This window comes from Mycobacterium sp. NGS17, from assembly GCF_059813205.1.
The window spans coordinates 75,291-87,880 of sequence record NZ_JCALED010000008.1 but is presented as its reverse complement, the minus strand read 5'-3'; the positions used below and the strand labels follow the sequence as shown (position 1 = coordinate 87,880).

Here is a 12,590-nt window from a genome sequence, read left to right as displayed (position 1 = left end):
GATCTCCGATTGCAGTCAAGCGCTGTCGATAACTTTACTAACTTTATAGTGACAATAAAATAAGGCCAACCGCCGCCCCGGCGCGTCAGCGGGACCCGAGGAAGGGCAGCACCTGGGGGTATCGCCGCGCGATCGCGCGCACACGCTGATCGCTGTCGAGGTTGTGCAGGTAATCGGCGGTGGCAGGGTCAGCAGGGAAGAACGACTCGATGATCAGGCTCTCCACCGAAATGTCGAGCGGGCTACCGAAGGTCGCGATGGTGCTGACGAACCGGAGCTCGGTTTCGTCCAGGGTGACCATTCGAAACGGCACATACAGCTCGCCAGTCCGCTCGCCGCGCTGGACTTCCCGGGGCGCCGGATAACTCGACAGCTCCTCGTAAAGACGGCGGATGTCGGGTGCCGCGGTGGCCTGCGCGTGCCGGCGAACCCGACCGATGATCGCCGAGTGCACCTCGGCGCGGTTGAGTAGTCGCTGCGCCAATCCCTGCGGATGCAGGCACAATTTCATGACGTTGATCGGCGGGCGCAGCAACTCCGGGTCAACGCCCTCGGCGAGCACGACGCAACCGACATTTCCGGCTATCAGGTTCCAGCACGCATCGGTGACGATGGCCGGATACGGGGCATGGCCGGCCAGCACCGAGTCGACGGCCGCCTTCACGGGCCTCATCCGTTCGGCATCCAGGGTGTGCTCGCCGAACACGGGTGCGTAGCCGCCGTCGAGCAGCAGGCGGTTGCGCGCGGCGAGCGGAAGATCCAGCGACTCGCCGATGCGCAGCAACAGAGCGCGGCTGGGATTGGCCCTGCCGGTCTCGACGAAGCTGAGGTGGCGAGGCGAGACACCGACCTGATGCGCAAGTTCCATCTGGCTCAATCGCCGGCGAGTGCGCCACTCGCGCACCGCTATCCCCGCGGACATATTTCGAACCTAACGCGGGTGCGCGAAGGTGAACCATTACCTCGAAGGTAATCGACACACTTACGTCGGCGGCGAAAACTGCAGTTATGAACACCACAGTGACACGCACATCGGCTCCGCAACCCAGGGTTCTGCGCCGGGCATTCACCGCGGCCGCCGTCGGGCGGATCCTGTTGGGCGCCACCGCATTTGCCTACCCGGCTTCTCAGACTCGCATGAACGGAGTGCCCGACCACATGCTGTCCACGGAGCTCAAGTATTTGATCCGCATTTTCGGCGCCCGCGCCCTGGCACTTGGTGTCGGTTATCTCGGTAGTGACGAGCCCAACCGCCGGCGTTGGCAACGGATCGGCCTGATGGTGGACACGCTCGACAACGTCAACGCCCTGATGGAGCTGAGACGCCTCAAGCGTGGCGACCCCAAGATTCGCTCGCTGCTGAGCCTGATGGCGGTGACCGGTCCCTATGCGGTGTTGGGCGCGGCGGGCGCGCTTCAGCGCCGATGTGGCACTGGGACGCACCTGTGACCCGTGTGATCAATGTGGTATCTGAGGTGTTTGTCGTACTCTGTGGCTTGTGTTATCCGTTTCGCGTCGCGATTTGCTCAAAATCGCGGCCGCGACCCCGGCCCTGCTTGGCGCGGGCGTCGCGGGCGCGTCGCTGAGCGTCCCGAGGGCATCGGCGTCGCTCGGCACTCTGCTGGACTACGCGGCCGGAGTCATCCCGGCCAGCCAGATCCGGGCGGCCGGCGCACTGGGGTCGATTCGGTACGTTTCCGATCGGCGGCCCGGCGGCAACTGGATGCTCGGCAAACCGATTCAGGTCAGCGAAGCGCGCGACCTCGACAGCAACGGGCTCAAAATCGTGTCCTGCTATCAGTACGGCAAGGCCAGCACCGCGGACTGGCTGGGCGGTGCCAACGCCGGCCTGCAGCACGCGCAGCGGGGGATGCAGCTGCACGCCGCGGCCGGCGGGCCCGCCACCGCGCCTATCTACGCCTCGATCGACGACGACCCGTCCTATGAGCAGTACAAAAGCCAGGTGGCGCCCTACCTGCGCTCGTGGGAATCGGTGATCGGCCATCAGCGCACAGGCGTGTACGCCAATTCGAAGACCATCGACTGGGCGCTGCATGACGGGTTGGGCTCCTACTTCTGGCAGCACAATTGGGGCTCACCCAAGGGTTACGCCCACCCGGCAGCCCATCTGCACCAAGTTGAGATCGACAAACGCAGCGTCGGAGGGGTCGGCGTGGACATCAACGAGATCCTCAAGCCGGAATTCGGCCAGTGGGCCTAGCGGCCGATGCCGTCGCCGGGCGCGGCCGAGACTCCCGTTCTTAAAAATTCCAGCAAACACTCGTTCGCTCATTTTTCAGACGCGCGCGGGCGGCCGATCGCGGTCAGCCGCGGCCGACGGCGCCGCGACGACGCTTTGCGACCAAAAATTTTTATGTAACGATTCGATAACAAGACAGCTTTGATCTGCGCAGTTATAGCTACTCGACCGTAACCACCTGCATGCAGCGGGTTTGTGAATCGGCTCCGCGCCGCCGGTGAAATCGCGTGTTACCCAGGACACGGTTACCCATGCGTAGAACTCACCAGTAACCGATCAGCACGCAAAACGAGGGCCGATCCTTATGACACTCTTAGTACAGCCGATGGAGTCCGTCGCGCCGCCCGCGCGGTTCGCCGACAACACATCGGCCGGCCGTTTCCCGGTTAGTGATTCGACGCTGAACCACGCCGCATCGACAGGACCCCGCCCTGCGGTGGTGAACCGCCAGACGAACGAGACCTAAAGACGCATACAGGGGAGACAACAAGGTGACGATCCACGAGCACGATCGGGTGTCCGCTGACCGCGACGGGCACGGCCCGCAGGGGAGTCAGAACCCCCACGCCGGGGACGCCCTCGCTCTGGTCGACCGGCTGACGGCCGGTGAGCCCTACGCCGTGGCATTCGGCGGCCAGGGCAGCGCCTGGCTGGAGACCCTCGAAGAACTGGTGTCGTCGGCAGGGATCGAGTGCGAACTGGCAACGCTGGCGGGCGAGGTCAACCTGCTCCTGGAACCGGTGGCCAAAGAGCTGGTCGTGGTGCGACCGATCGGCTTCGAGCCGCTGTCGTGGGTGCGTGCGCTGGCGGCCGAGGATCCGATCCCGTCGGACAAGCACCTCACCTCGGCCGCGGTGTCGATCCCGGGCGTGCTGCTCACCCAGATCGCGGCCGTGCGTGCGCTGGCCCGGCAAGGCATGGACCTGAAGGCGACACCGCCGGTCGCCGTCGCAGGACATTCGCAAGGTGTGCTCGCCGTCGAGGCGCTGAAGGCCGGCGGTGGCCGCGATGTCGAGCTGCTGGCAATGGCCCAGCTGATCGGTGCGGCCGGGACGCTGGTGGCCCGTCGGCGCGGCATCTCGGTGCTTGGCGACCGCCCGCCGATGGTGTCGGTCACCAACGCCGATCCCGAACGCATCGGCCGGCTGCTCGACGAGTTCGCACAGGACGTGCGCACCGTGTTGCCGCCCGTCTTGTCCATCCGCAACGGCCGCCGCTCGGTCGTCATCACCGGCACCCCCGAACAGCTCTCCCGGTTCGAGCTCTACTGCCAGCAGATCTCGGAGAAGGAGGAAGCCGACCGGAAGAACAAACTGCGCGGCGGTGACGTCTTCGCGCCGGTCTTCGATCCGGTGCAGGTCGAGGTGGGCTTCCACACGCCCCGGCTGGCCGATGGCATCGACATCGTCGGCGGTTGGGCCGAGAAGGTCGGCCTGGACGTCGGGCTGGCCCGGCAGCTGACCGAGTCGATCCTGGTGCGTCCGGTCGATTGGGTGGAGGAGATCACCCGGGTCAACGATGCCGGGGCGCGCTGGATTCTCGACCTGGGGCCCGGCGACATCCTGACCCGGTTGACCGCGCCGGTGATCCGCGGTCTGGGTGTAGGAATCGTGCCCGCGGCGACCCGCGGCGGGCAGCGCAACCTGTTCACCGTCGGGGCCGTCCCCGAGGTGGCGCGGGCCTGGTCCAGCTACGCTCCGACGCTGGTTCGCCTGCCCGACGGCAGGGTCAAGCTGTCGACGAAATTCACCCGGCTGACGGGCCGCTCGCCGATCCTGTTGGCCGGCATGACCCCGACCACCGTGGACGCCAAAATCGTGGCCGCCGCGGCCAACGCCGGACACTGGGCCGAGCTGGCCGGCGGCGGGCAGGTCACCGAGGAGATCTTCGCCGACCGCATCGAGCAGATGTCCGGGCTGCTCGAGGACGGTCGTACCTACCAGTTCAACGCGCTGTTTCTGGACCCGTACCTGTGGAAGCTGCAGGTCGGCGGCAAGCGGCTGGTGCAGAAGGCGCGCCAGTCCGGCGCGGCCATCGACGGCCTGGTGATCAGCGCCGGCATCCCCGACCTCGAGGACGCGGTCGACCTCATCGAGGAGCTGGGCGAGGTCGGCATCAGTCACGTCGTCTTCAAGCCGGGCACCGTCGAGCAGATCCGCTCCGTCATCCGCATCGCGACCGAAGTGTCCACCAAGCCGGTGATCGCGCACATCGAGGGCGGACGCGCCGGTGGCCACCACTCCTGGGAAGACCTCGACGACCTACTGCTGGCGACCTACTCCGAGTTGCGGTCGCGCTCCAACATCACCGTCTGCGTCGGCGGTGGCATCGGCACGCCGGAGCGGGCGGCCGAATACCTGTCCGGGCGCTGGGCGCAGGCGTACGGCTTCCCGCTGATGCCGATCGACGGCATCCTGGTCGGCACCGCGGCGATGGCGGCCAAGGAGGCCACCACGTCGCCGTCGGTCAAGCGGATGCTGGTCGAAACGCAGGGTACCGATCAGTGGATCGGCGCCGGAAAAGCCTCCGGCGGAATGGCTTCCAGCCGTAGCCAGCTCGGTGCGGACATTCACGAGATCGACAACAGCGCGTCGCGGTGCGGCCGGCTTCTCGACGAGGTCGCCGGTGACGCCGACGCGGTCGCGGAGCGCCGCGACGAGATCATCGCGGCCATGGCCAACACCGCCAAGCCGTACTTCGGCGATGCCGGTGAGATGACCTACCTACAGTGGCTGCAGCGCTACGTCGAATTGTCCATCGGCGACGGCGATTCCACCGCAGACACCGCGTCGCCGGGCAGCCCATGGCTGGCCGACACCTGGCGCGACCGTTTCGAGCAGATGCTGCAGCGGGCCGAGGCGCGTTTGCACACACAGGATTTCGGTCCCATCGAGACGCTGTTCGACGGCTCCACCGACGACGGCGCGCGGCTGCTGGAAAATCCTTCCGAGGCAATCGCCACCCTGCTGGCGCACTACCCCGACGCCGAACGTGTGCAGCTGCACCCGGCCGATGTCCCGTTCTTCGTCTCGCTGTGCAAGCTGCTGGGCAAGCCGGTCAACTTCGTGCCGGTGATCGACAAGGATGTGCGGCGCTGGTGGCGCAGCGATTCGCTGTGGCAGGCGCACGACGCGCGCTACGACGCCGATCAGGTGTGCATCATTCCGGGTACCGCCGCCGTGGCCGGCATCACCCGGATGGACGAGCCCGTCGGTGAACTGCTGGACCGCTTCGAGCAGGCGGCCATCGAGGAGGCGCTCGCCGCCGGGGTGGAGCCCACCGCGGTCACCTCCCGCCGGACCGGCCGCGCCGACGTCACCGGGCCGCTGGCCGTCGTGCTGGACGCCCCCGATGTCCAATGGGCGGGCCGCACCGCGACCAACCCGGTCCATCGGATCGCCGATCCCTCCGACTGGCTGGTGCATGACGGGCCCGAGAGCCGCCGCGCCACACATTCGTCCACCGGGGCGCAGCTTAAGGTCGACGACGACCGAGTCGTGCTCAGCGTTCCCATATCGGGCACGTGGATCGACATCCCATTCACGTTGCCGCCCAACACTGTTGACGGCGCCACCCCGGTGGTCTCCACAGATGATGCCGCCACGGCCATGCGGGCGGTGCTGGCCATCGCCGCAGGCGTCGACGGGCCGGAGTTCTTGCCTGCCGTCACCGACGGAACCGCAACCGTCACGGTCGACTGGGACCCCGAACGCGTCGCCGACCACACCGGTGTCACGGCCACTTTCGGAGAACCGTTGGCGCCCAGCCTCACCACCGTCCCCGACGCACTCGTCGGGCCGTGCTGGCCCGCCGTCTTCTCGGCGATCGGCTCGGCCGTCACCGAAGCCGGTGTGCCGGTCGTCGAGGGCCTGTTGAGCCTGGTGCATCTCGACCATGCCGCCCACATGACCGGCAACCTGCCGAAGGCCCAGGCCCAATTGACAATCAGCGCAACGGCTTCGGTGGCCCTCGACACGGACATGGGGCGCGTCGTCCCCGTCTCGGTCACCATCGCCGACACCGACGGTCAGGTGATCGCCACCCTCCAGGAGCGTTTCGCGATCCTAGGACGCACCGGCGCCGCCGAACTGACGGACCCGACGCGCGCCGGTGGTGCGGTCTCGCAAAACGCGACCGACACTCCGCGTCGGCGCCGCCGCGACGTCGCCATCACCGCCCCGGTCGACATGCGGCCGTTCGCGGTGGTCTCCGGTGACCACAACCCCATCCACACCGACCGGGCCGCGGCGCTGCTGGCCGGCCTGGATTCGCCCATCGTGCACGGCATGTGGCTGTCGGCCGCCGCTCAGCACGCGGTGACCGCCACCGATGGTCAGGCGCGCCCGCCGGCGCGGCTGATCGGCTGGACCGCCCGGTTCCTGGGCATGGTGCGTCCCGGCGACGAGGTCGCGTTCCGCGTCGAGCGGGTCGGAATCGACCAGGGCGCAGAGGTCTTGGAGGTCGCCGCCAAGATCGGATCGGATCTGGTGATGTCGGCGACGGCACGCCTGGCGGCCCCGCGCACGGTCTATGCGTTCCCCGGGCAGGGTATTCAGCACAAGGGCATGGGCATGGACGTCCGGGCCCGGTCCAAGGCCGCCCGCAAGGTGTGGGACAAAGCCGACAAGTTCACCCGCGACACGCTGGGCTTCTCGGTTCTGCATGTGGTGCGCGACAACCCGACCAGCATCATCGCCAGCGGTGTGCACTACAACCACCCCGAGGGCGTGCTGTACCTGACGCAGTTCACCCAGGTCGCGATGGCCACGGTGGCCGCCGCGCAGGTCGCCGAGATGCGCGAGCAAGGCGCCTTCGTCGAAGACGCGATCGCCTGCGGTCACTCCGTCGGCGAGTACACCGCGCTGGCCTGCGTGACCGGCATCTACGAGCTGGAAGCCTTGCTGGAGACGGTGTTTCACCGCGGATCGAAGATGCACGACATCGTGCCGCGCGACGAGCTGGGCCGGTCCAACTATCGCTTGGCGGCCATTCGGCCGTCGCAGATCGATCTGCCCGACGACGAGGTTCCGGAATTCGTCGCCGATATTGCGGCGAATACCGGTGAGTTCCTTGAGATCGTCAACTTCAACCTGCGCGGGTCGCAGTATGCGATCGCGGGCACCGTGCGCGGCCTGGAGGAGCTCGAGGCCGAGGTGGAGCGGCGCCGCAAGATCACCGGCGGCAAGCGCTCGTTCATTTTGGTGCCCGGTATCGACGTGCCGTTCCACTCGCGGGTGTTGCGGGTCGGTGTGGCGGAGTTCCGGCGATCGCTCGACCGAGTCATGCCGCGCGACAAGGATCCCGACGTCATCATCGGGCGCTACATCCCCAACCTGGTGCCGCGTCCGTTCACCCTGGACCGCGACTTCATTCAGGAGATCCGCGACCTGGTGCCGGCCGAGCCGCTCGACCCGATCCTCGCCGACTACGACACCTGGCTCGCCGAGCGCCGGATCGAGATGGCCCGCATCGTCCTCATCGAGCTGCTGGCATGGCAATTCGCCAGCCCGGTGCGCTGGATCGAAACCCAGGACCTGCTGTTCACCGAAGAGGCCGCCGGCGGTCGAGGCGTGGAGCGGTTCGTCGAGATCGGTGTGAAGTCCGCACCGACCGTCGCGGGCCTGGCCACCAACACCCTCAAGCTGCCCGAATATGCCCACAGCACAGTCGAAGTGCTCAACGCCGAGCGCGACGCGGCGGTGCTGTTCGCCACCGACACCGACCCCGAGCCGGAGCCCGAGGACGAGCCGGAGGTGCCCGCCGAGAGTGCGTCAGCGCCGGAAGGGGCCGCGGCCACACCGGCCCCCGCCGCCGCGCCGACCGCGCCGTCGGGCGCGGCCCGACCGGACGACATCGGATTCGATGCCGCCGACGCCACACTCGCGCTGATCGCGCTGTCGGCGAAGATGCGCATCGATCAGATCGAGGAGCTGGACTCCATCGAATCCATCACCGACGGCGCGTCGTCGCGGCGCAACCAGCTGCTGGTGGACCTGGGCTCGGAGCTGAACCTGGGCGCCATCGACGGCGCGGCCGAAGCCGACCTGGCCGGGTTGCGCGCGCAGGTGACCAAGCTGGCCCGCACCTACAAGCCTTACGGCCCAGTGCTTTCCGACGCGATCAACGACCAGCTGCGCACGGTGCTGGGGCCCTCGGGCAAGCGCCCCGGGGCCATCGCCGAGCGGGTCAAGAAGACCTGGGAACTGGGCGATGGTTGGGCGAAGCACGTCACGGTCGAGGTCGCACTGGGGACCCGCGAGGGGACCAGCGTCCGGGGTGGCGCCATGGGTCACCTGCACGAAGGTGCGCTGGCCGACGCCGCGTCCGTCGACAAGGCGATCGATGCCGCGGTGGCTTCCGTCGCCGCGCGTCGTGGCATCGCGGTTGCGCTGCCGTCTTCGGGCGGCGGTGGCGGAGCGACCATCGACGCCACCGCGCTGGGCGAATTCACCGACCAGATCACCGGCCGCGACGGTGTGCTGGCCTCGGCGGCCCGCCTGGTGCTCAACCAGCTGGGCCTCGACGACCCGGTCACCGCTTCGCCGGCGCCCACCGACGCCGAGCTCATCGACCTGGTCACCGCCGAACTCGGCGCCGACTGGCCACGCCTGGTGGCGCCGGTGTTCGAGCCGAAGAAGGCCGTACTGTTCGACGACCGGTGGGCCAGCGCGCGCGAAGACCTGGTCAAGCTCTGGCTGAGCGACGAGGGCGACATCGACGCCCGGTGGGTCGATCTGTCCGAAAGGTTCGAGGGCGCAGGCCATGTCGTGGCCACGCAGGCCACCTGGTGGCAGGGCAAGGCCCTGTCGGCCGGCCGTCAGATCCACGCGTCGTTGTACGGCCGCATCGCGGCCGGCGCCGAGAACCCGGACCCGGGCCCGTACAGCAGCGAAGTCGCCGTGGTGACCGGCGCATCCAAGGGCTCGATTGCCGCGTCGGTGATCGGGCGACTGCTCGACGGCGGTGCCACCGTCATCGCCACCACGTCCAAGCTCGACGACGAGCGGTTGGCTTTCTACCGCGGCCTCTACCGCGAGCACGCCCGGTTCGGCGCGGCCCTGTGGGTGGTCGCGGCCAACATGGCGTCCTACTCCGACATCGACGCGCTGGTCGAGTGGGTGGGCACCGAGCAGACCGAAAGCCTTGGGCCGCAGTCGATTCACATCAAGGACGCGCAGACCCCCACGCTGTTGTTCCCGTTCGCCGCACCGCGGGTCGCGGGCGACCTGTCCGAGGCCGGCTCTCGCTCCGAGATGGAGATGAAAGTGCTGCTGTGGGCGGTGCAGCGGTTGATCGGCGGGCTGTCGAAGATCGGCGCCGAGCGCGACATCGCGTCGCGGCTGCACGTGGTGCTGCCGGGTTCACCGAACCGCGGAATGTTCGGCGGCGACGGCGCTTACGGCGAAGCCAAGTCGGCGCTGGACGCCCTGGTGAGCCGTTGGCACGCCGAGTCCTCGTGGGCGGCCCGGGTCAGCCTCGCGCACGCGCTGATCGGTTGGACTCGTGGCACTGGGCTGATGGGCCACAACGATGCCATCGTCGACGCGGTCGAGGAGGCCGGTGTCACGACATACTCGACCGACGAGATGGCCGCAATGTTGCTGTCGCTTTGCGACATCGAGTCCAAGGTCGCCGCGGCCGCCGCGCCGATCAAGGCGGACCTGACCGGCGGGCTGGGCGAGGCCAACCTCGACATGGCCGAGCTGGCCGCCAAGGCCCGCGAGCAAGCCACCTCGGCATCGGACGACGAGGCCGAAGCCTCCGGGGCCGAGGGCACCATTGCCGCGCTGCCGTCCCCGCCGCGCGGCTTCGCCCCGGCGCCGCCGCCGGAATGGGCGGACCTCGACGTCGACCCGGCCGATCTGGTGGTCATCGTCGGTGGCGCGGAACTGGGCCCCTACGGCTCGTCGCGGACCCGCTTCGAGATGGAGGTCGACAACGAACTGTCGGCGGCCGGCGTCCTGGAGTTGGCCTGGACCACTGGCCTTATTCGCTGGGAGGACGACCCCCAACCCGGTTGGTACGACACGCAATCCGGTGACCTGGTCGATGAGTCCGAGCTGGTGGAGCGCTACCACGACGCCGTCGTCGAGCGTTGCGGCATCCGCGAATTCGTCGACGACGGCGCGATCGACCCCGACCACGCCGCGCCGCTGCTGGTGTCGGTGTTCCTGGACAAGGACTTCGCGTTCGTGGTGTCCTCGGAGACCGACGCGCGCGCCTTCGTCGAGTTCGACCCGGAACACACGGTCATCCGGCCGGTGCCCGACTCCAGCGACTGGCAGGTCATCCGCAAGGCCGGCACCGAGATTCGGGTGCCGCGAAAGACCAAGCTGTCGCGGACCGTTGGTGCGCAGATTCCCACCGGGTTCGACCCGACCGTGTTCGGCATCAGTCAGGACATGGCCAGCTCGACCGACCGGGTGGCGCTGTGGAACATCGTCGCGACCGTCGACGCGTTCCTGTCGTCGGGATTCACCCCGGCCGAGTTGATGCGGTGGGTGCACCCGGGCCTGGTGGCCAGCACGCAGGGCACCGGCATGGGCGGGATGACGTCGATGCAGACGATGTACCACGGCAACCTGCTGGGCCGAAGCAAGCCGAACGACATCCTGCAGGAAGTTCTGCCGAACGTCGTTGCCGCGCATGTCATTCAGAGTTACGTCGGCAGCTACGGCGCGATGATCCACCCGGTGGGCGCGTGCGCGACCGCGGCGGTGTCGGTCGAGGAGGGCGTCGACAAGATCCGTCTCGGCAAGGCGGAGCTGGTGGTCGCCGGCGGATTCGACGACCTGACGCTGGAAGCCATCATCGGCTTCGGTGACATGGCGGCGACCGCCGACACTTCCATGATGCGGGGCCGGGGCATCCACGACTCGAAGTTCTCGCGGCCCAACGATCGGCGCCGGCTGGGATTCCTCGAGGCGCAGGGCGGCGGCACGATCCTGCTGGCGCGCGGCGACCTGGCGCTCAAGATGGGTCTGCCGGTACTGGCCGTGGTGGCCTACGCGCAGTCATTCGCCGACGGCGTGCACACCTCGATCCCGGCGCCGGGGCTCGGCGCGCTGGGTGCCGGTCGCGGCGGCAAGGATTCGATGCTGGCGCGGTCGCTGGCCAAGCTCGGGGTGGGAGCCGACGACGTCGCGGTGGTGTCCAAGCACGACACGTCGACCCTGGCCAACGATCCCAACGAGACCGAACTGCACGAGCGGCTCGCCGACTCGCTGGGCCGTTCCGAGGGCGCTCCGTTGTTCGTGGTGTCGCAGAAGAGCCTCACCGGGCACGCGAAGGGCGGCGCGGCGGTCTTCCAGATGATGGGCCTTTGCCAGATGCTGCGCGACGGGGTGATCCCGCCCAACCGGAGCCTGGATTGCGTCGACGACGAACTGGCCGGCTCGGCCCACTTCGTCTGGGTGCGCGAAACGCTGCGGCTCGGGGACAGGTTCCCGCTCAAGGCGGGGTTGGTGACCAGCCTTGGGTTCGGCCATGTTTCGGGGCTGGTCGCGCTGGTGCACCCGCAGGCGTTCGTCGCCGCGCTCGACCCGGAGCAGCGTGCGGACTACCAGCGCCGCGCGGGCGCACGCGTGCTGGCCGGTCAGCGTCGGCTCGCGTCGGCGATCGCCGGTGGAGCGCCGATGTATGAGCGGCCGCCGAACCGGCGCTTCGACAACGAAGCGCCGGAGAAGCGTCAGGAGGCCGCGATGCTGCTGAACCCGGACTCGCGCCTGGGTGACGGCGAGGCCTACCGGGTCTCCGCCGGATGACGTCGGCGATCCGTTAGCCTGGCGACCCATGGGAATTGTCGGTGTGGGGATCGATCTCGTCTCCATTCCTGATTTCGCCGAGCAGGTCGATCAACCGGGAACCGTCTTCTCCGAGACGTTCACCCCGGGGGAGCGCCGCGACGCCTCGGACAAGAGTTCGTCGGCGGCGCGTCACCTGGCGGCCCGCTGGGCCGCGAAGGAGGCCGTCATCAAGGCCTGGTCGGGGTCGCGGTTCGCCCAGCGTCCGGTGCTGCGGGAGGACATCCACCGTGACATCGAGGTCGTCACCGACATGTGGGGCCGCCCGCGGGTTCGATTGAGCGGCGACATCGCCAAGCACCTGGCCGACGTGATCATTCACGTGTCGCTGACGCACGAAGCGGATACGGCCGCCGCGGTGGCCATTTTGGAGACGGCGGCCGACTAGCGCTGGCGTCGAGGGTCACGCCAGCGTGACGCCAGGCGCCGAGAGTCACGCCAGCGTGACGCCAGGCGCCGAGAGTCACGCCAGCGTGACGCCCGCGAGCGGGAGGTGCCCTCAGCTCGGCGCGGGCCGACTAGCCTCG

At 68.3% G+C, this 12,590-nt stretch carries 5 protein-coding genes; 4 read left to right on the top strand and 1 reads right to left on the bottom strand.

Annotated elements, in window-relative coordinates; all coding sequences use genetic code 11:
* Positions 1 to 85: 85 nt before the first annotated feature.
* Positions 86 to 922 carry a helix-turn-helix domain-containing protein gene (locus AC5Y7E_RS18135; RefSeq protein ID WP_499950150.1) on the bottom strand — a complete coding sequence of 279 codons (837 nt, stop codon included), beginning with the start codon at positions 920 to 922 and terminating at the stop codon, positions 86 to 88.
* A 98-nt stretch (positions 923 to 1,020) separates the two neighbouring features.
* On the opposite strand from AC5Y7E_RS18135, the gene AC5Y7E_RS18130 reads away from it, so the two are divergent.
* The 4 genes from AC5Y7E_RS18130 to acpS all read left to right on the top strand — a co-directional run bounded on the left by AC5Y7E_RS18130 (position 1,021) and on the right by acpS (position 12,451).
* On the top strand, positions 1,021 to 1,449 hold the full coding sequence (locus tag AC5Y7E_RS18130; protein ID WP_499950149.1) for a hypothetical protein: 429 nt from the start codon (positions 1,021 to 1,023) through the stop codon (positions 1,447 to 1,449).
* 49 nt (positions 1,450 to 1,498) lie between these two features.
* Positions 1,499 to 2,221, top strand: a complete 723-nt coding sequence (locus tag AC5Y7E_RS18125) for a DUF1906 domain-containing protein (protein WP_499950147.1) — start codon at positions 1,499 to 1,501, stop codon at positions 2,219 to 2,221.
* A gap of 530 nt (positions 2,222 to 2,751) precedes the next feature.
* Entirely contained in the window at positions 2,752 to 12,024 is a 9,273-nt protein-coding gene (locus tag AC5Y7E_RS18120) for a fatty acid synthase subunit beta domain-containing protein (RefSeq protein WP_499950145.1), read from the top strand.
* 28 nt (positions 12,025 to 12,052) lie between these two features.
* Positions 12,053 to 12,451, top strand: a complete 399-nt coding sequence (acpS, locus tag AC5Y7E_RS18115) for a holo-ACP synthase AcpS (RefSeq protein WP_499950143.1) — start codon at positions 12,053 to 12,055, stop codon at positions 12,449 to 12,451.
* Positions 12,452 to 12,590: the final 139 nt, after the last annotated feature.

Bases quoted from the DNA above. Each gene is read 5' to 3' on its own strand.
- acpS (WP_499950143.1), top strand. From the start codon at position 12,053: ATGGGAATTGTCGGTGTGGGGATCGATCTCGTCTCCATTCCTGATTTC.
- AC5Y7E_RS18135 (WP_499950150.1), bottom strand. From the start codon at position 922: ATGTCCGCGGGGATAGCGGTGCGCGAGTGGCGCACTCGCCGGCGATTG.